The sequence below is a fragment of the Streptomyces spongiicola genome (assembly GCF_003122365.1).
Lineage (GTDB): Bacteria > Actinomycetota > Actinomycetes > Streptomycetales > Streptomycetaceae > Streptomyces > Streptomyces spongiicola.
Genome location: NZ_CP029254.1, coordinates 1447007 through 1466119, shown reverse-complemented (window position 1 = coordinate 1466119; position 19113 = coordinate 1447007). Strand labels below are relative to the sequence as shown.

The 19113-nt window shown below is 73.5% G+C and carries 16 protein-coding genes; 13 read left to right on the top strand and 3 right to left on the bottom strand.

Translation table 11 applies throughout. The annotated features are described in order from the left end of the window. The first annotated feature begins 36 nt into the window (after positions 1 to 36). The 3 genes from DDQ41_RS06390 to DDQ41_RS06380 all read left to right on the top strand — a co-directional run bounded on the left by DDQ41_RS06390 (position 37) and on the right by DDQ41_RS06380 (position 4299). Positions 37 to 1926, top strand: coding sequence for an AMP-dependent synthetase/ligase (locus DDQ41_RS06390; RefSeq protein WP_162602622.1), 1890 nt, complete (start codon positions 37 to 39; stop codon positions 1924 to 1926). A 415-nt stretch (positions 1927 to 2341) separates the two neighbouring features. Next, on the top strand, positions 2342 to 3574 hold the full coding sequence (hemW, locus tag DDQ41_RS06385) for a radical SAM family heme chaperone HemW (RefSeq protein WP_109293600.1): 1233 nt from the start codon (positions 2342 to 2344) through the stop codon (positions 3572 to 3574). A 218-nt stretch (positions 3575 to 3792) separates the two neighbouring features. Continuing rightward, the gene (locus DDQ41_RS06380) at positions 3793 to 4299 is read left to right on the top strand and encodes a DinB family protein (RefSeq protein ID WP_109293599.1); all 507 of its coding nucleotides are present in this window, start codon (positions 3793 to 3795) and stop codon (positions 4297 to 4299) included. Between the two features lie 392 nt (positions 4300 to 4691). Here the strand turns inward: DDQ41_RS06380 and DDQ41_RS06375 are convergent, their stop codons facing one another. Beyond that, a complete protein-coding gene (locus DDQ41_RS06375) occupies positions 4692 to 5492 on the bottom strand; it encodes a DUF3097 domain-containing protein (protein ID WP_109293598.1) in 801 nt (266 codons plus the stop codon). A 10-nt stretch (positions 5493 to 5502) separates the two neighbouring features. Further along, entirely contained in the window at positions 5503 to 6225 is a 723-nt protein-coding gene (locus DDQ41_RS06370; protein ID WP_109293597.1) for an MBL fold metallo-hydrolase, read from the bottom strand. Between the two features lie 188 nt (positions 6226 to 6413). Here DDQ41_RS06370 and hrcA point away from each other — a divergent pair, with 188 nt between their 5' ends. The 8 genes from hrcA to DDQ41_RS06330 all read left to right on the top strand — a co-directional run bounded on the left by hrcA (position 6414) and on the right by DDQ41_RS06330 (position 14507). Next, complete coding sequence (gene hrcA / locus DDQ41_RS06365; RefSeq protein WP_109293596.1) at positions 6414 to 7430, top strand: heat-inducible transcriptional repressor HrcA; 1017 nt, start codon at positions 6414 to 6416, stop codon at positions 7428 to 7430. Then, positions 7431 to 8567 (top strand): molecular chaperone DnaJ, encoded by a 1137-nt coding sequence (dnaJ, locus tag DDQ41_RS06360; RefSeq protein WP_109293595.1) that lies wholly within the window; start codon positions 7431 to 7433, stop codon positions 8565 to 8567. Positions 8568 to 8793: 226 nt separating this feature from the next. After that, the gene (locus DDQ41_RS06355; RefSeq protein ID WP_109293594.1) at positions 8794 to 9867 is read left to right on the top strand and encodes a nitronate monooxygenase; all 1074 of its coding nucleotides are present in this window, start codon (positions 8794 to 8796) and stop codon (positions 9865 to 9867) included. Next, positions 9864 to 10595, top strand: coding sequence for a 16S rRNA (uracil(1498)-N(3))-methyltransferase (locus DDQ41_RS06350; protein ID WP_109293593.1), 732 nt, complete (start codon positions 9864 to 9866; stop codon positions 10593 to 10595). The genes DDQ41_RS06355 and DDQ41_RS06350 overlap by 4 nt, the downstream gene beginning before the upstream one ends. Positions 10596 to 11132: 537 nt before the next feature. After that, complete coding sequence (locus DDQ41_RS06345; RefSeq protein WP_245990991.1) at positions 11133 to 11684, top strand: hypothetical protein; 552 nt, start codon at positions 11133 to 11135, stop codon at positions 11682 to 11684. A gap of 384 nt (positions 11685 to 12068) precedes the next feature. Further along, the gene (locus DDQ41_RS06340; protein ID WP_109293592.1) at positions 12069 to 12428 is read left to right on the top strand and encodes a histidine triad nucleotide-binding protein; all 360 of its coding nucleotides are present in this window, start codon (positions 12069 to 12071) and stop codon (positions 12426 to 12428) included. 138 nt (positions 12429 to 12566) lie between these two features. Beyond that, positions 12567 to 13475 (top strand): ribonuclease Z, encoded by a 909-nt coding sequence (locus DDQ41_RS06335; RefSeq protein WP_109293591.1) that lies wholly within the window; start codon positions 12567 to 12569, stop codon positions 13473 to 13475. Between the two features lie 30 nt (positions 13476 to 13505). Further along, positions 13506 to 14507, top strand: coding sequence for an adenosine deaminase (locus DDQ41_RS06330; RefSeq protein WP_109293590.1), 1002 nt, complete (start codon positions 13506 to 13508; stop codon positions 14505 to 14507). 304 nt (positions 14508 to 14811) lie between these two features. Here DDQ41_RS06330 and DDQ41_RS06325 read toward each other — a convergent pair whose 3' ends face one another. Then, complete coding sequence (locus tag DDQ41_RS06325; RefSeq protein WP_109293589.1) at positions 14812 to 16098, bottom strand: MFS transporter; 1287 nt, start codon at positions 16096 to 16098, stop codon at positions 14812 to 14814. Between the two features lie 526 nt (positions 16099 to 16624). Here DDQ41_RS06325 and DDQ41_RS06320 point away from each other — a divergent pair. Both DDQ41_RS06320 and DDQ41_RS06315 read left to right on the top strand, forming a co-directional pair. Continuing rightward, positions 16625 to 17734 carry a carbohydrate kinase family protein gene (locus DDQ41_RS06320; RefSeq protein WP_109293588.1) on the top strand — a complete coding sequence of 370 codons (1110 nt, stop codon included), beginning with the start codon at positions 16625 to 16627 and terminating at the stop codon, positions 17732 to 17734. A 344-nt stretch (positions 17735 to 18078) separates the two neighbouring features. Continuing rightward, positions 18079 to 19101, top strand: coding sequence for a PhoH family protein (locus tag DDQ41_RS06315; RefSeq protein WP_109293587.1), 1023 nt, complete (start codon positions 18079 to 18081; stop codon positions 19099 to 19101). Positions 19102 to 19113: the final 12 nt, after the last annotated feature.

Here is a 19113-nt window from a genome sequence, read left to right as displayed (position 1 = left end):
TCGTGCAGCAACACCGCAGCAGGCCCGGAGGATGTCGTGAGCGACACACAGAATCTGATCGAGAACCGACCGCCCTCCGTGGCGACGCTCTTCGTCCAGCGCGTGGCAGCCACTCCCGACGCGGAGGCCTACCGCCATCCGGTCCCCGCCGCCTTCGGGCAGGGGCCCGACGAGTGGAAGTCGCTGAGCTGGCAGGATGCGGCCGATCGGGTCTACGCCATCGCCGCCGGACTGATCGCACTCGGTGTCCGCCCCGAGGAGCGGGTGGCGCTCGCCTCGTCCACCCGGGTCGAGTGGATCCTGGCGGACCTCGGCATCCTCTGCGCGGGCGCGGCCACGACGACGGTGTACCCGCAGACGAACGCGGAGGAGTCCGCGTACATCCTGGCCGACTCCGAGAGCGGGGTGCTGATCGCCGAGGACGCCGCCCAGCTGGCCAAGGCCCGCGAGCGGCGCGCCGAGCTGCCGCGGCTGAGACATGTGGTCGTGATCGACGAGGCGGGTGCGCAGCCGGCCGAGGGCGACCCCGAGGGGTGGGTCCTCTCGCTCGCCGAGCTGGAGGCGCGCGGCGCCGGCCATCTCACCGAGAACCCCGGCGCGGTCAAGGAGCGGGTCGAGGCGATCACCGCCGACCAGCTCGCCACCCTCATCTACACCTCGGGTACCACGGGCCGCCCCAAGGGCGTTCGGCTCCCGCACGACAACTGGTCCTACATGGCCAAGGCGATCGCCTCGACCGGGCTGGTCACCAAGGAGGACACCCAGTACCTCTGGCTGCCGCTGGCGCACGTCTTCGGCAAGGTGCTCACCTCCGGCCAGATCGAGGTCGGCCACGTCACCGCCGTGGACGGCCGGGTCGACAAGATCATCGAGAATCTTCCGGTGGTCCAGCCGACGTACATGGCGGCCGTGCCCCGCATCTTCGAGAAGGTCTACAACGGCGTCGCCGCCAAGGCGAGAGCCGGCGGAGCCGCCAAGTACAAGATCTTCCAGTGGGCGGCCGGCGTCGCGCGCGAGTACGCCAAGGAGTCCCAGGACAACTACCGCCGCACCGGCACCGCCTCGGCGTCCCTCGGCCTCACCATGAAGCACAAGGCCGCCGACGCGCTCGTCTACTCCAAGCTCCGCGAGGCCTTCGGCGGCCGCCTCCGGGCCGCGGTCTCGGGCTCCGCCGCCCTCTCGCCCGAGATCGGCTTCTTCTTCGCCGGCGCAGGCATCCACATCCTCGAGGGCTACGGCCTCACCGAGTCCAGTGCCGCCTCCTTCGTCAACCCCGGCGAGGCGTACCGCACCGGCACGGTCGGCAAGCCGCTGCCCGGTTGCGAGGTGCGCATCGCGGACGACGGCGAGATCCTGCTGCGCGGCCCGGGGATCATGGAGGGCTACCACGGGCTGCCGGAGAAGACGGCCGAGGTCCTGGAGCCCGACGGCTGGTTCCACACCGGTGACATCGGCGAACTCTCCCCCGACGGCTATCTCAAGATCACGGACCGCAAGAAGGACCTGATCAAGACGTCCGGCGGCAAGTACATCGCGCCGGCCGAGGTCGAGGGCCGGTTCAAGGCGGTGTGCCCGTTCGTGTCGAACATCCTGGTGCACGGCGCGGACCGCAACTACTGCACGGCGCTCATCGCGCTCGACGAGGCCGCCGTCCTCGGCTGGGCCGAGGAGAACGGCCTGGGGGGCAAGCCGTACGCGGAGGTCGTCGCGGACCCGCAGACCGAGCGGCTCATCGAGGGCTATGTGCAGCGGCTCAACGAGACGCTCCAGCGCTGGCAGACCATCAAGAAGTTCCGCCTGCTGCCGCGCGACCTCGATGTCGAGCACGGCGAACTGACGCCCAGCCTCAAGCTGAAGCGCCCGGTCGTCGAGCGCGAGTACAAGGACCTCATCGAAGGCATGTACGAGGGCGCGCGCGAGGCGTGACGCCACTGCCCGCAAGGGGCGCGTGGCCCGATCCCCCGCGGGGTACGGCACCCCGTCCGTGAGGTGCGGCACCACCGCTCGGCGGGGCGCGGTACCACCGCTCGGCGGCCCGTCGGCCGGCTCCTGCCGCGACGGGCCGCCGAACCGCCCGGGGCCCGGGCCCGCTGCTCCCGGCCCGTTGACCTGCCCGTTGCTCCCGGCCTGCCCGCTGCTGCCGGCCCGTTGACCTGCCCGTTGCTCCCGGCCCGCCGATCGGCCGCCGATCGGCCGCTGACCGGTACGGGCGCGGGGCGACGCCGGTGAGGGGGACACGAGGGCGAGGGACGCCGGCGCGGGCCCGCGTCCGCCGGACCGCTCCTCGCCGGGACGGGCGGTCCCGGCCGGGCCACCCCGTGCGTAGCGGACAATGGAACGCATGCCTTCCGCACTCCCTGACGGTGAGCCCGTGCCCCTCGACGGGTCACTGCCCACGCACGCCCTCGCGGCCTCGGGCGACCGGCCCCTCGGGTTCTATCTGCACGTCCCCTACTGCGCCACGCGCTGCGGCTACTGCGACTTCAACACGTACACCGCGAGCGAGCTGCGCGGCACCGGCGGTGTCCTGGCCTCCCGCGACAACTACGCGGACACCCTCGTGGAGGAGGTCCGGCTCGCGCGCAAGGTCCTCGGAGACGATCCGAGGCAGGTCAGGACGGTCTTCGTGGGCGGCGGCACACCCACCCTGCTGCCCGCCGCCGACCTGGTCCGGATGCTGGGCGCCGTCCGCGACGAGTTCGGGCTCGCCGACGGCGCGGAGATCACCACGGAGGCGAACCCGGAGTCCGTGGACCCGGCCTACCTGGCCGAACTGCGGGCGGGGGGCTTCAACCGGGTGTCCTTCGGCATGCAGAGCGCCCGGCGGCACGTGCTGCGGGTGCTCGACCGCACCCACACCCCGGGCCGTCCGGAGGCCTGTGTCGCGGAGGCCCGGGCGGCGGGCTTCGAGCACGTGAACCTCGACCTCATCTACGGCACCCCGGGCGAGAGCGACGACGACTGGCGGGCCTCGCTCGACGCGGCGATGGGCGCGGGCCCCGACCATGTGAGCGCGTACGCACTGATCGTCGAGGACGGCACCCGGCTGGCCCACCGGATCCGCCGCGGCGAGGTGCCGATGACGGACGACGACGTCCACGCCGACCGCTATCTCACAGCCGACGAGGTGCTGGCCGCGGCGGGCTTCGACTGGTACGAGGTCTCCAACTGGGCAGCCTCGGAGGGCGGGCGCTGCCTGCACAACGAGCTGTACTGGCGCGGCGCCGACTGGTGGGGTGCCGGACCGGGCGCCCACAGCCATGTGGGCGGGGTGCGGTGGTGGAACGTGAAGCACCCCGGCGCGTACGCGGCGGCGCTCGCCGGCGGCCGCTCGCCCGGCGCCGGGCGCGAGGTCCTGCCGGACGAGGACCGGCGGGTGGAGCGGGTGCTGCTGGAACTGCGGCTGCGCGAGGGCTGCCCGCTGGACCTGCTGCGGCCGGCCGGTCTCGACGCCTCCCGTCGCGCTCTGGAGAGCGGCCTGCTGGAGCCCGGGCCGTACCACGCGGGCCGGGCGGTACTGACGCTCCGCGGCCGGCTCCTGGCGGACGCGGTGGTCCGGGACCTGGTGGACTGACGGTGAGGATCTGTGGTGGCTTCTCCGCCGGGTCCCGCTCACGGACCGACCGGCCGGGCGCCCGATGACCCACCCGGGCGGCCCGCCGGGCACCGAACCGCCGAAGCGGCCGGTCGGACCCGGTGTCGGGGTGGAGCGGTCCGGGGCCCGGGTGGAGCGGTCCGGGCCTTCCCGAAACCGGTCGACAACGGCCGCCGTGATCGGGGACGCTTGGCGCGATGACGAGAATCAGCGATCTGCCGCCCGCCTGGGACGAACGTACCCAGCTCACCACGTTCCTCGACTACGCACGTGACACCGCCTGCGTCAAGTGCGCGGGCGTCTCCGCGGAAGACGCCCGCAAGGCGCTTCTGCCGGGCTCGCCGCTGATGACGATGAGCGGACTGATCAGCCATCTCCGCTGGGTCGAGTACTACTGGTTCCAGGTGGTCTTCCTCGGTGAGGAGGACCAGGGCCCCTGGACCGAGGAGGACCCGGACCGCGAGATGCGTGTCGCCGTCGACCTCCCGATGGAGCAGCTGCTCGACGAGTACGCCGCGCAGAGCGCCCGCTACCGCGAGCTGGTCGCCGGGAACGACCTGGACAGCCGGGCCAAGCGGGTCCGGAGCGACGGCCGCCGAGTCGACCTGCGCTGGATTCTCCTTCACCTCACCGAGGAGACTGCCCGCCACAACGGCCATCTGGACATCCTGCGCGAGATGCTCGACGGCACGACCGGCGACTAGGGCGTTCGCCTTCGGGTACGGGAGGGCCCCCGCGCTGCGTTGTCCGAGCCATCCCAGTGCTTCCACCACTACTTCCAGTACTTCTATTACGTCCAGTACATCCAGTACATCCAGTACATCCAGTACGAGGGCGATCCTCCGCCCTGCGATCGCACCCACCGGGCGCCGCGCGCCCCGCTCTGGGGGCGGACGGAGCTACCGCCGCAACACGCCCTGCCCGGGTGTCCTGTCCGGGGACCGGATCCGGCAGCGGACCGGTCCGCGTTGCTCGCTCGCTCTCGGCCCCGCGCGTGTTCCGCACCAGCACCCGGCTCCAGCACCAGCACCCGGCTCCAGCACCAGCACCAGCACCCGGCTCCAGCGCCAGCATCCGGCTCCGGCAGTGGCCCGGGTCAGGCCGTGACGAAGTCGATCAGTTCCTCGACCCGTCCCAGCAGCGCCGGCTCCAGGTCCCGGTAGCTCTGCACCCGGGACAGGATGCGCCGCCAGGCGGCCCCCGTGTCCGGCGGCCAGCCGAGCGCGTGGCAGACGCCCGTCTTCCAGTCCTGTCCCCGCGGCACCGACGGCCAGGCGGGAATGCCGAGGGACGACGGCTTCACCGCCTCCCACACGTCGATGTACGGGTGGCCGGCCACCAGGACGTGCGGGTCGGTCACCGACTCCGCGATACGCGCCTCCTTGGAGCCCGGCACCAGATGGTCCACGAGGACGCCCAGTCGCGCGTCGGCGGCCGGGGCGAACTCGGCGACGACGGCGGGCAGGTCGTCGACCCCCTCCAGGTACTCGACCACCACCCCCTCGACGCGCAGGTCGTCTCCCCAGACCTTCTCCACCAGCTCCGCGTCGTGCCGGCCCTCCACGTAGATGCGGCCGGCGCGGGCGACCCTGGCGCGCCCCCCGGGCACCGCGATCGATCCGGAGGCCGTGCGGGCGGGCCCGGCGGGCCCGCCGGACGCGGGCCGGACCAGGGTGGCGGGCTTTCCCTCGAGCAGGAATCCCCGTGGCTCCATCGGGAACACCCGGTGTTTGCCGAAGCGGTCCTCCAGCGTCACCGCCCCCGCCTCGCAGCGGACCACCGCGCCGCAGAAGCCGGTGGTGACCTCCTCGACCACCAGGCCGGGGTCGGCGGGGACCTCGGGCACGGCGGCGGGCCGCTTCCACGGGGGCGTCAGATCGGGGCTGTAGCTGCGCATCGGCCAGACGCTACGGCACCCCGAACCGCCGGGCCAGTTCATCGCGTTGGGCGCGTACGAAGGCGGCGTCCACCACCGCCCCGTGCCCCGGCACGTACACCGCGTCCTCCCCGCCCAGGGCGAGCAGCCGGTCCAGCGCCGCCGGCCAGCGGGACGGGATGGCGTCCGGTCCGGCCTGCGGGTCGCCCGACTCCTCCACCAGGTCGCCGCAGAAGACGACCGCGCGGTCGCCGGGCACCAGCAGCACCAGGTCGTGGCGGCTGTGGCCCGGGCCGGCGTTCGCCAGCATCACCCGGAGGCCGCCGAGGTCGAGCGTCCACTCGCCGGAGACGGTGTGCCGCGGGACGACCAGTGCGTCGACGGCCGTCGTCGCGTCCTCCGGCGGCATCCCGTGGCGGATCGCGTCGTCGCGGAGCACGGCCCGGTCCCGCAGCAGGACCCCGTCGACACCGACCGCGCCGTACACCTCGGCCTCCGGGAACGCCGCGGTGCCGAGCACATGGTCGAAGTGGGGGTGGCTGAGCGCGATGTGCGTCACACTCCGGCCGCCGAGCAGAGCCTCGGCCTGCGCCCGCAGCTCCTCCCCCTCGCGGAGTGTCGCGCCCGTGTCGTACAGGAGCGCCGCACTCCCGCCGGCGACCAGTCCCGCCGTCGCGTCCCAGACGGGCAGTCGGCGCCGCCCCACGCCGCGAGCGAGCCGTTCCCAGCCGAAGTCTTCCCAACGGACGTCCATACGGCGACGCTATCCCGGAGCGAAGAGCGCCGTCCCGCCCCGCCGCGGCGGGGCGGGGTGTCCGGCCGCCCTTGCTAGGGATGTACCTCCCGGCCGTACACTGGGCCGGGGAAAGCTGGCACTCAGTGAGGCCGAGTGCCAGACCAGGGCCGAAGGACCGCCGAGGAACCAAGCTGGAGGTGTGCGCCATGCTCAGCGAACGCAGACTCGAGGTGCTGCGCGCCATCGTCCAGGACTATGTCGGCACCGAGGAGCCCGTCGGCTCCAAGGCCCTCACCGAGCGGCACAGGCTCGGCGTGTCGCCGGCGACCGTGCGCAACGACATGGCCGTGCTGGAGGACGAGGGCTACATCGCCCAGCCCCACACCAGCGCCGGCCGCATCCCCACGGACAAGGGCTACCGCCTGTTCGTGGACAGGCTCGCCGGGGTCAAGCCGCTGTCGTCGCCCGAGCGCCGCGCGATCCAGAACTTCCTCGAGAGCGCCGTCGACCTCGACGACGTCGTCGCCCGCACGGTGCGGCTGCTGGCGCAGCTGACCAGGCAGGTCGCCGTCGTCCAGTACCCCTCGCTCACCCGCTCCACCGTGCGGCACGTGGAGCTGCTGGCGCTGGCCCCGGCCCGGCTGATGCTGGTGCTGATCACGGACACCGGACGGGTCGAGCAGCGGCACGTCGACTGCCCCGCGCCGTTCTCCGACACCTCGCTCGCCGACCTGCGGGCCCGGCTCAACAGCCGGGTCGTCGGGCGGCGGTTCACCGACGTGCCGCAGCTGGTTCAGGACCTTCCGGAGTCCTTCGACCTGGAGGACCGCGCCACCGTCACGACGGTGCTCTCGACCCTCCTTGAGACGCTGGTCGAGGACACCGAGGAACGGCTGATGATCGGCGGCACCGCCAATCTGACGCGCTTCGCCCACGACTTCCCCCTCACCATCCGGCCCGTGCTGGAGGCACTGGAGGAGCAGGTCGTGCTGCTGAAGCTGCTCGGAGAGGCCAAGGACCCGGGCATGACCGTACGGATCGGGCACGAGAACCTCCATGAGGGGCTCACTTCCACGTCCGTCGTCGCGGTCGGCTACGGTTCGGGCGACGAGGCAGTCGCCAAACTCGGCGTGGTCGGACCGACCCGCATGGACTACCCCGGAACGATGGGAGCGGTACGCGCAGTGGCACGTTACGTCGGACAGATCCTGGCGGAGTCGTAGGTGGCCACGGACTACTACGCCGTACTCGGCGTACGCCGCGACGCATCGCAGGACGAGATCAAGAAGGCCTTCCGGCGGCTCGCGCGGGAACTCCACCCGGACGTGAACCCGGACCCGAAGACGCAGGAGCGCTTCAAGGAGATCAACGCCGCGTACGAGGTGCTGTCGGACCCGCAGAAGAAGCAGGTCTACGATCTCGGCGGCGATCCGCTGTCCGCTGCCAACGGCGGCGCCGCGGGCGGCTTCGGCGCCGGCGGCTTCGGCAACTTCTCCGACATCATGGACGCGTTCTTCGGGACCGCGTCCCAGCGCGGGCCGAGGTCGCGGACGCGGCGCGGCCAGGACGCCATGATCCGGCTGGAGGTCGAGCTCAACGAGGCCGCGTTCGGCACCACGAAGGACATCCAGGTCGACACCGCCGTCGTGTGCACGACCTGCTCGGGCGAGGGCGCCGCGCCCGGTACGTCGGCGCAGACGTGCGACATGTGCCGCGGCCGCGGCGAGGTGTCGCAGGTCACCCGGTCCTTCCTGGGCCAGGTCATGACCTCGCGGCCGTGCCCCCAGTGCCAGGGCTTCGGGACCGTCGTCCCGACCCCGTGCCCGGAGTGCGCCGGCGACGGCCGGGTCCGGTCGCGCCGCACCCTGACCGTGAAGATCCCGGCAGGAGTGGACAACGGCACCCGCATCCAGCTGGCGGGCGAGGGCGAGGTGGGCCCGGGCGGCGGCCCCGCCGGCGATCTGTACGTCGAGATCCACGAGCTGCCGCACCCGGTGTTCCAGCGCCGCGGTGACGATCTGCACTGCACGGTGACCATTCCCATGACCGCGGGCGCCCTCGGCACGAAGGTGCCGCTGGAGACGCTCGACGGCGTGGAGGAGATCGACATCCGCCCCGGCACCCAGTCCGGCCAGTCGATCCCGCTGCACGGCCGGGGCGTCACCCACCTGCGCGGCGGGGGGCGCGGCGACCTGATCGTCCATGTCGAGGTGCAGACGCCCGGGAAGCTCGATCCCGAGCAGGAACGCCTGCTGCGGGAGCTGGCGAAGCTCCGCGGCGAGGAGCGGCCCATGGGCCAGTTCCAGCCGGGACAGCAGGGGCTGTTCTCCCGCCTCAAGGACGCGTTCAACGGCAGGTGACGCCGCCCCGCGGGCCTCGGGGTCCCGGCGGGGTCCCGGCGGGCCCTCGGGGTCGTGACCGGCACGGCGCCGTGCCCGCCCGCGGGCCCCGGCGGCGTCGGCACCCGGTGCGGGGCCGCGGCCCCGCACGCCCGTCCGTGCCGGTGGCGGTCGCGCCCCGGGGCCGGCCACGGGGTACCGGAGGGCGGGATTCGGACGTGGGGGCGGGGCATGGCACCATGCGGGCATGTCCTCCGCGCTGACCGATCTCTGCCGTCACCCGATCGTGCAGGCCCCCATGGCGGGAGGCGCTTCCCGGCCGGAACTCGTCGCCGCCGTGTCCGAGGCGGGGGGACTGGGGTTCCTCGCCGCCGGTTACAAGACCGCGGACGGGATGTACCAGGAGATCAAACAGCTTCGCGGTCTCACCGGGCGCCCGTTCGGGGTGAACCTGTTCATGCCGCAGCCCGCCTACGCCGACGCCGCGGCCGTCGACGTCTACCGGCACCAGCTCGCCGGCGAGGCCGGCTGGTACGGCACACCGCTCGGCGATCCCGACTCCGGCCGGGACGACGGCTACGAGGCCAAGCTCGCCGTCCTGCGGGACGACCCCGTGCCCGTGGTGTCGTTCACCTTCGGCTGCCCCACCGCCGCGGCCGTCGCCCGGCTGAGGCGCGCCGGGACGCTCACGGTCGTCACCGCCACCACGGCCGACGAGGCGCTGGCCGCGCAGCACGCGGGTGCCGACGCCGTCTGCGTGCAGGGCGTCGAGGCCGGCGGCCACCAGGGCACCCACCGCGACGACCCGGCCGACGACGGCGCCGGCATCGGCCTGCTCGCGCTGATCGCGCAGATCCGCGAGGCCGTGAGCCTGCCGATCGTCGGGGCGGGCGGCATCATGCGCGGCTCGCAGATCGCCGCCGTCCTGGCCGCGGGGGCCGAGGCGGCCCAGCTCGGCACCGCTTTCCTGGTGTGCCCGGAGTCCGGCGCGAACGCGTTGCACAAGCAGGCCATGACCAGTCCGCTGTTCGGCAGGACCGAGCTGACCCGGGCCTTCTCCGGTCGTCCCGCCCGCGGCCTCGTCAACCGGTTCATGAGGGAACACGGGCCGTACGCGCCCGCCGCCTACCCCGAGGTGCACCACCTCACCTCCGGTCTGCGCAAGGCCGCTGCCAAGGCCGGCGACCCGCAGGCCATGGCCCTCTGGGCCGGCCAGGGTCACCGCCTGGCCCGCTACCTTCCCGCCGGGCGCCTCATCGAGGTCCTCGCCGCAGAGACCGCCGCGGCCGCCGCCGCCCTCGCGCTCCGGAACCCTTCGTGACCGCCCCCGTCTTCCTGGTCGGAGAGGTCCGCACCGGCACCGTCACCCTGGACGGGCCCGAGGGGCGGCACGCCGTCTCCGTGCGCCGTCTGCGCGTGGGGGAGCAGATCGTCCTCACCGACGGCCGGGGCACCGGAGGCTACGGCACCGTCGCCGCAGTCGAGGGCAGGGATCGCCTCGACGTCACCGTCACGGAACTGCGCGAGGAGCCGGAACCCGCCCCCCGGATCACCGTCGTCCAGGCCCTGCCCAAGGGAGACCGCGGCGAACTCGCCGTCGAGACGATGACCGAGACCGGCGTCGACGTGATCGTGCCGTGGGCGGCCGCCCGCTGCATCACGCAGTGGAAGGGCGACCGCGGCGCCAAGTCCCTCGCCAGGTGGCGCTCCACGGCCCGTGAGGCGGGCAAGCAGTCACGGCGGCTCCGCTTCCCCGACGTGGCCGAGGCGGCCACGACCGGGCAGGTGGCCCGGCTGCTCGCAGGGGCGGACCTCGCGGTCGTGCTGCACGAGGAGGGCGCGGAACCGCTCGCGACCGCGCAACTGCCGTCCTCCGGGGACATCGTGCTGGTCGTCGGGCCCGAAGGGGGCGTCTCGCCGGAGGAGTCGGCCGTGTTCGCCGAGGCGGGCGCCAGGCCCTGCCGCCTGGGCAGGAGCGTCCTGCGGACCTCCACCGCGGGGACGGCGGCGTCCGCCCTGCTGCTCGGTCGCACCGGCCGCTGGTCCTGAACCGCTACGCCTTCCGCCGTGCGCCGCGGCTGCGGGCGCCCGCTCCTTACGACCGGCGGACGACCGGCGGAGGGCCGGCGGCGGGCCGGTGGCGGAGCGGCGGAGGGCAGAAGGCGGAGCGGCCCTCCCCGGCCGGTGCCGGCAGCGGCGAGGTCCCCGGCGGGGACCGGCCTCCCGGAGGCGTACGCCGCTGCGCCTTCGGCGAGGGCGCCGCCCGAACGCTCCCCTGCCCCTGTCCCTGTCCCTGTTGCTGTCTCTGTCTCTGTCTCTGTCTCTGTCTCTAGCCCGAGCCCGAGCCCGAGGCCCTGGCGCGACCCCGAGCCCCCGCCCCGAGGGTTCCCGGCCCCGGCCCCGAAGGTTTCCCGGCCCGGCCCCGACTGCGGCCCGGCCGAGCCGACCCCGGCCGGAGCAGGGAGAGCGGTGGTGCCTCGCCGAGTGGCGTCGCGCCCGCGAGTGTCACCCGTCCGGCTTATGTGAAGGGGCCGTTGGCCGCAAACGGTCTACCGTGCTCCCCCCTCTCCTGGCACGCTGCCGCCCATGACGGCCCCTCTCCGCCTGCGCTGCCTCCCCCGCCCGCTCCGTGTCCTGACCGCGTCCGCCTGCGCGGCCCTGACCGCTTCCGGCCTCGTGGCCTGCGACCCCGGGACATCCGGTGGTCTGAGCGCCATGGCGGTGTCGTACACCACCGACCGAGCGGGCACGCGGGCGCTGGAGGAGGAGGGTGTCCCCGTCCACTGGCTCAGCTGCTCGGCGCGGCTCAACAGCGCCACCGGCGCCTCCCCTTCGGGTCGCGCGGCGGCCGGTGTCGACTGCGAGGGCGAGACCGGCGACGGCGCGAGGATCACCATCACCGGAACGGTCACCCAGGAGATCGGCGGCAGGTGTGTACACGGCGACCTCACGGCGAAGTCCGACGGCCGCCGGGTCTTCCGCGCCTACGTCCTCGGTGACTGCAACGCCCCGCTGCCCACCGCCACCAGGACGCCGTGGTCGTTCCCTCCCGCCCCGGGGAACGGCGGGGCGCCGCGTCCCACGGTCACCGCGACTGTCACCGTCACCGTCACCGAGACCCGCACCACCGCCGGATAGGCCGCACCCCGTCCGGGCACTCCCGTCCGGGCACTCCCGGTCGCACAGCCCAGGTGCCCCCGGCCGCCCCTACCGGAGATCCCGGCCCCTGCCGCTCGGAGGCCCGCCTGCCGAGGGGCCGCCGGAGGTCCCTGCCGACCCCCTGCCGACCCCCGGCCGGAGCCGGGCAGGGGTCCGAGGCATGCCCCGGGAGGCAAGCGGCCCTGCCGGGGGACCGGGGCGCGGGCCCGTGCCGCGCGGCACCCGGAGAAGGCGCACCCGGGCACCCGGAGAAGGCGCACCCGGGCACCCGGAAGAGGCGCACCCGGCACCGGGAGAAGGCGCACCCCGGCACCGATACCATGCAGTTCCACTGATCGTCGGAGTCGTGAAGGGGCCCGGACCATGGCGGGAGAACCGCAAGCCGACTGCCTGTTCTGCAAGATCGTGTCGGGGGAGGTGCCTGCCACCGTCGTCCGCGAGACGGAGACCACGCTCGCCTTCCGGGACATCAACCCGCAGGCGCCGACGCATGTGCTGGTGATCCCCAAGGTCCACTATCCGGACGCGGCCACCCTCGCCGGGGCCGAGCCGGGCGTGGCGGCCGAGATACTGCGCGAGGCCGCCGAGGTCGCCGCGATGGACAAGGTCGACGCCTCCGGCTTCCGCATCGTCTTCAACACCGGCGCCGGAGCCGGCCAGACCGTGTTCCACACGCACGCCCACGTCCTCGGCGGGCGCGGTCTGCAGTGGCCGCCCGGGTAGAGCGGCGCACCGCAAGGCGCTGAAGCGCCGGACGGCACCGGACGGCACCGGACGCCACCGAACAGCACCGAAAGGCACCGGACGGCACCGAACGCCACTGAACAGCGCCGAAAGGCACCGAAAGGCACGGAGCCCATCTTGTCCGTACGCGAACTGGTCGTGCTCGGCACGGCCAGCCAGGTGCCCACCCGGCACCGCAACCACAACGGCTATCTGCTGCGCTGGGACGGGGAGGGCATCCTCTTCGACCCCGGTGAGGGCACCCAGCGGCAGATGCTGAGGGCCGGGGTCGCCGCACACGACATCGACCGGATCTGCGTCACCCACTTCCACGGGGACCACTCCCTCGGCCTCGCGGGCGTGATCCAGCGCATCAACCTCGACCAGGTTCCGCACCCGGTCACGGCCCACTACCCGGCGAGCGGGCAGCGCTTCTTCGAACGGCTCCGGTACGCGACGGCCTACCGCGAGACGGTCCGCCTCACCGAGGCCCCGGTCGCGGGCGGCGGCGTCATCGCCGACACGCCTTCTTACACGCTCGAGGCGCGCCGCCTCGACCACCCCGTCGAGTCCTTCGGCTACCGGCTGACCGAGCCCGACGGACGCCGCATGCTGCCCGCCCGCCTGGCCGCGCACGGCATCGAGGGGCCCGACGTGGGCCGCATCCAGCGGGAGGGCGTCCTCGGCGGGGTCGCGCTGGAGGACGTCAGCGAGGTGCGGCGGGGGCAGCGCTTCGCGTTCGTGATGGACACCCGTCTCTGCGACGGGGCGTACGAGCTGGCCGAGGGCTGCGACATGCTGGTGATCGAGTCGACGTTCCTCGACGAGGACGTCGCGCTCGCCGGCGACCACGGTCATCTCACGGCGGGACAGGCGGCCCGCGTGGCGCGCGCTGCGGGCGTACGGCACCTCGTACTGACACACTTCTCCCAGCGCTACAGCGAACCCGACGAGTTCGAGCGGCAGGCCCGTGCCGCCGGCTTCGAGGGCGAACTGTCCGTGGCCCGGGACCTCGTACGGGTCCCGGTGCCCAGACGCGAAGCCTGATCCACCCGCCGACGCCCGAGCGAGCACCCGATGTCACTCATTCCCAAGGCCGAACTGCATCTGCACATCGAGGGCACCCTCGAACCCGAGCTCGCCTTCACCCTGGCCGAGCGCAACGGCGTCGAACTGCCCTACGCCGGCACCGAAGACCTGCGCAGGGCCTACCTGTTCAGCGATCTTCAGTCCTTCCTCGACCTCTACTACGGGCTGATGGCGGTCCTGCACACCGCGGACGACTTCACGGAACTCGCCGACGCGTATCTGGCGCGCGCCGCGGCCCAGGGGGTGCGGCACGCCGAGATCTTCTTCGACCCGCAGGCCCACATGGAACGCGGTGTCCCGGTCGGCACGGTCGTCGAGGGCCTCGCGCACGCGCTGGACCGCGCCGAGGAGCGGCACGGCGTGTCCACCCGGCTCATCATGTGCTTTCTGCGCGACCGGTCGGCCGAGTCCGCGATGGCGGCGCTCGAGGCCGCGAAGCCCTTTCTGCACCACATCACCGCGGTCGGTCTCGACTCCGCCGAGGTGGGTCACCCGCCGTCGAAGTTCCGCGAGGTGTACGCGGCGGCCGAGTCCCTCGGCCTGCGGAAGGTCGCCCATGCCGGGGAGGAGGGGCCGCCCGGGTACGTCCGCGAGGCGCTGGACGTCCTCGGCGTCGAACGGATCGACCACGGACTGCGTTCCATGGAGGATCCCGAGCTGGTCGAACGGCTGGTCCGCGAGCAGGTCCCGCTCACCCTCTGCCCGCTCTCGAACGTCCGCCTGCGGGCCGTCGACACCCTGGAGGAGCATCCGCTGCGGGCCATGATGGGCGCCGGACTGCTGGTCACCGTGAACTCCGACGACCCCGCCTACTTCGGCGGCTACGTCGGCGACACCTTCCACGCGGTGCGCGAGGCGCTCGGGCTGACCCAGGAGCAGCTGCGGGAACTGGCCCGCAACTCCTTCCGCGCGGCCTTCCTGGACCAGGACGAGGCACGCCGCGAGCGCTGTCTCGCGGAGGTCGCAGGCTACGACTTCGACCGGGAGTGACACCGCGGGTCCGCCGGGCGTGAGGACCGGCCCCGCCGGGCGTGGCCCGCACCGGCCGTCACGGTCCCTCACCACCGGCCTCGGCCCCTGCCCCACCCGCCCGGCCCGGGCACGGATCCCCGTGCCCGGGCCGACCTGCGTCGACCTGCGTCGACCTGCGTCGACCTGCGTCGACCTGCGTCGACCTGCGTCGACCTGCGTCGACCCGCGCCGACCCGCGCCGGCGGGCCCGGGCGGTGCCGCGCGCCTCGGCGCCCCGGCCGGCTGCGGCGGATCCCCCCGAGGGCGCGCCGCCGCCCCGGCCTCAGGAGGCCAGGACCTTCGCCGCGCTCGCCGGGGCCGTCTCCACCACCGGGACCGGGATCTCCGCGAGCACCGCGGGGGCCGCCGCGGTGCGGCGCCGCAGCGCCGCGGGCACCGGCAGGGGCACGGCCACCGGACGACGGCCCGAGGTGTGCACGGCGACCGCCGTCATCGGCACCGCCACCACCAGCAGGGCCGCGGCCAGCACCAGCCCCATGCCCGGGTACCCCGAGTGCTCCGACAGCAGGCTGCCCGCCACCGGGCCGCAGGCCACGCCCAGCGACGACGCCGAACCGACGAGGACGGCCCAGCGCCCGCGGGAGTCGAGCGAGGCGGCGAGGCCGATCAGATAGGAGAGCACCGCCGGGTAGAAGGTGTTCCAAAGGACCTCTCCCACGGCGAAGGCCGCCAGGCCGTGCGCGGACGAACTGATGACGACGCAGCAGGCGATGAGCGCCGTACCCGCGCCGATCGGGACCGCCCGGCCGAACCGCGCGCCCACCGTCCCGGCGGCGGCGACGCCGCACAGCCCGGCACCCAGCGCCACGGCGAAGACCGCGCCGACCGTGACCTCGCTCAGTCCGGCCTGGGTCGTGCCTATCCGGCCGCTGACGCCCCACAGGGCGTTCTGGGCCATCGCCCAGCAGAGCATCGAGGCCGCGAGCACCATGCCCGAGCGGCGGCGGGGGAGCGGGGGCCGGGAGCCGCGCGGGCCCGGCAAGCCCTGGACGCCCGGCACGCTCACCCGGGCCCCGGGGCAGTCCAGCCGACGGGTCGCGGGCCATGCCGCGAGCGCCGCCGTCGCGAGCGCGGCGAACGGCAGCGTGTGGCCGCCGCCGAGCCGGGGGATCGTCAGGTACAGGGCTCCGGCGGCCGCCGACACCGAGAGCAGTCCGAGCGCGGACACCCGGTGCGGATCGCGCTGGGCGGCGATGCCTGCCGCGGCGACCGCGGTCGCCGTGCCGGAGCCGAGGCCGCCTACCGTGACGCCGGCGACGACGGCCGGTACCGCGGACGTCAGGGCCGCCGCACCGTAGCCCGCGAAGGCGAGGACCAGGCCCGCCCGGGCGAGCCGGCGCGGCCCGAACCGCTCGACCCGGGAGGCCAGCGCGAAGCCGGCGGCCGAGGACGCCAACAGCAGGCCGGAGCCGACCAGTCCGGCCTGGGCGGGGGTCAGGCCGAGTCCGGCGGAGAGCCGGCCGACGACGGTGGGGAGAAGGTAGGAGGCGAGGTAGCCGACGGCGAAGACGGCGACCAGCGGCCACGCGGCGCGCAGGCGCGAGGACATGGGCGTTCCCGGAAGCAAGGGGGCTGAAGGCATGGGGATCCACCGCGCCTCACGGGCGAGGAGGAGAGAGAGCGCCCGGTGACTGCTGCACGGGAACGCGCGCCAATTTGTATCAAGCACCCCGGGCGGCGGAGAAGCCGGAAGGATGTGATGCGGGACACATCTGGTTTGCGGTGTGGACTACCGGGTAGCAGAGGCCCTTTTTCCTGGTCGAGGTCCGCTCCCGGACGATGCCGACCCTGATCCCGGACCCCCTCCCGACGCCCCGGGCCAGGGCCGTGGGGGCGGGCCGCCGGAAACCCCGGGCCCACCGCCGGGCGAGGGTCGCGGAAGGTCCCGGGCCCAGGCTCGCAAGCGCCGTGCAAGCGCCGTGCAAGCGCCGTACAAGTGCCGTACAAGTGCCGCGAGAGGGCCGCTCGCGGGTCGTGCGCGGGTCGTGCGCGGGTCGCGCACGGGCCCGGATCAGGCACACTGTCATGATTCGGACCGCTCTTTGCACGCAGCGCACGGCCATCCGGGAGCCACCGTGATCACGACCGACGGAGAGCAGCAGCAACACACCGCGCACATCGACCCGTTGGCCGCTCTGCGCACCGACGGGGACCCGGCGTGCGACGTGTTCCTCACCGGCACCGTCTTCCTCGACATCGTCTTCACCGGGCTCGACACCGCTCCGGCCCGCGGTACCGAGACCTGGGCGCGGGGGATGGGCCAGAGCCCGGGCGGCGTCGCCAACATGGCCACCGCACTGGCCCGGCTCGGCCTGCGCACCTCCCTCGCCGCGGCCTTCGGTGACGACTTCTACGGCGACTACTGCCGGGACGCCCTGGAGCAGGGCGAGGGCATCGACCTCTCCCAGTCCCGGACGGTGCCCGGCTGGCACTCCCCGGTGACGGTCTCCATGGCGTACGAGGGCGAGCGCACCATGGTGTCGCACGGCCACGAGGCCCCCCTGTCCGAGACCGCCCCGGCGGTGGCGCCCCGGGCCCGGGCCGCCGTCGCCTCGCTCGCGCCGGGCCGCCTCGAGCCCTGGATCGCGGAGGCGGCCGGCCGGGGAGCCCGGATCTTCGCCGACGTCGGCTGGGACGAATCCGGCCGCTGGGACCTGCGCGCCCTGCACGACCTGGAACTGTGCGAGGCGTTCCTGCCCAACGCCGAGGAGGCGATGCGCTACACCCGCACCGACTGCCCCCGCGCGGCCGCCCGGGTGCTTGCCGAGAAGGTGCCCCTCGCGGTCGTCACTCTGGGCGCCGACGGCGCGTACGCCGTGGACGGCGCTTCCGGCGAGTCGGCCGAGGTCCCGGCGATCGCGGTCGAGGTGCTGGATCCCACGGGGGCCGGAGACGTCTTCATGGCGGGTTTCGTCACCGGCACTCTCGCAGGCTGGCCGCTCGCGGACCGCCTCGCCTTCGCCGGCCTGACCGCCGCGCTGTCCGTGCGGGAGTTCGGCGGATCGCTGTCGGCGCCCGGCTGGACCGAGGTGGCGGCGTGGTGGCGGTACGTCCGGGGCTGCGCGGACCAGGACCCCGAGGCGCTCGCCCGCTACGCCTTCCTGGCCGGGCTCGTTCCCGCTCCCGGCCGCCCCTGGCCGCTGCCCCGCGCGCTCCCGACGATCGGCTTCCGGCGGCCTGCCTGACACCACCGGAACCCGGGCCCACTCCTGCCGCCCCTGCCACCTGCCCCCGACTCCCCTCCCCGTCCGCGTAGCTGCCCCCTCCTTGCCCTGCCCTCACGCGCACCGGACCCCGCCACCGATCCGCACCGACCCGCCCCGAGCCTCCGAGTCCCCGCGCCCCCGCGCCCCCGCGCCCCGGCGCCCCCCGCACCCCCGAGAAGACGGGGAAACGGGGAGGCGGTTCCCGAGGGGTGTGGAAAAGCGCTTAGGGACTGTCCGTGCGGGGTCGTAGGCTGGTATCCCAGAGGTTGTCGAGCGGCGAGAACCTCGCAACGGGAGGTACGCGCAGGCCAGAGAGCCGGCCCATGACTCAGACACCCACAGACCAGACCCTCGCGCCGGGGCAGGCACGAGCCCACTTCACCGTCCCCGCGAAGCACCCGATGGTGACCGTGCTCGGTTCAGGTGACTCCCTGCTGCGCGTGATCGAGAAGGCGTTCCCGGCCGTGGACATCCATGTCCGCGGCAATGCGATCAGCGCGGTCGGCGACGAGCGGCACGTCGCACTCGTCCAGCGCCTCTTCGACGAGATGATGCTCGTGCTCCGCACCGGGCAGCCGATGACGGAGGACGCGGTGGAACGCTCGATCGCCATGCTTCGCGAGGAAGACGGCGGCGCGGCGCCCGAGACCCCGTCCGAGGTCCTCACCCAGAACATCCTGTCCAGCCGCGGCCGCACGATCCGCCCCAAGACGCTCAACCAGAAGCGCTATGTCGACGCCATCGACAAGCACACGGTCGTCTTCGGCATCGGCCCCGCCGGTACCGGCAAGACGTACCTGGCGATGGCCAAGGCCGTGCAGGCGCTGCAGTCCAAGCAGGTCAACCGGATCATCCTCACCCGGCCCGCGGTCGAGGCGGGCGAGCGCCTCGGCTTCCTGCCCGGCACGCTCTACGAGAAGATCGACCCGTATCTGCGGCCGCTGTACGACGCCCTGCACGACATGATCGACCCGGACTCGATCCCGCGTCTGATGGCAGCGGGGACGATCGAGGTGGCGCCGCTGGCGTATATGCGCGGCCGCACGCTCAACGACGCGTTCATCATCCTCGACGAGGCGCAGAACACGAACCCCGAGCAGATGAAGATGTTCCTGACGCGTCTCGGCTTCGACTCGAAGATCGTGATCACCGGTGACGTCACCCAGGTCGACCTGCCCGGCGGGACCAAGAGCGGTCTGCGCCAGGTCAGGGAGATCCTGGACGGCGTCCCGGACGTGCACTTCTCCCTGCTGACATCGCGGGATGTCGTCCGGCACAAGCTCGTGGGCCGTATCGTCGACGCCTACGAGCAGTACGACAGCCGCAACGGCAGCAACGGGAAGTGAAACCGGTCAGCA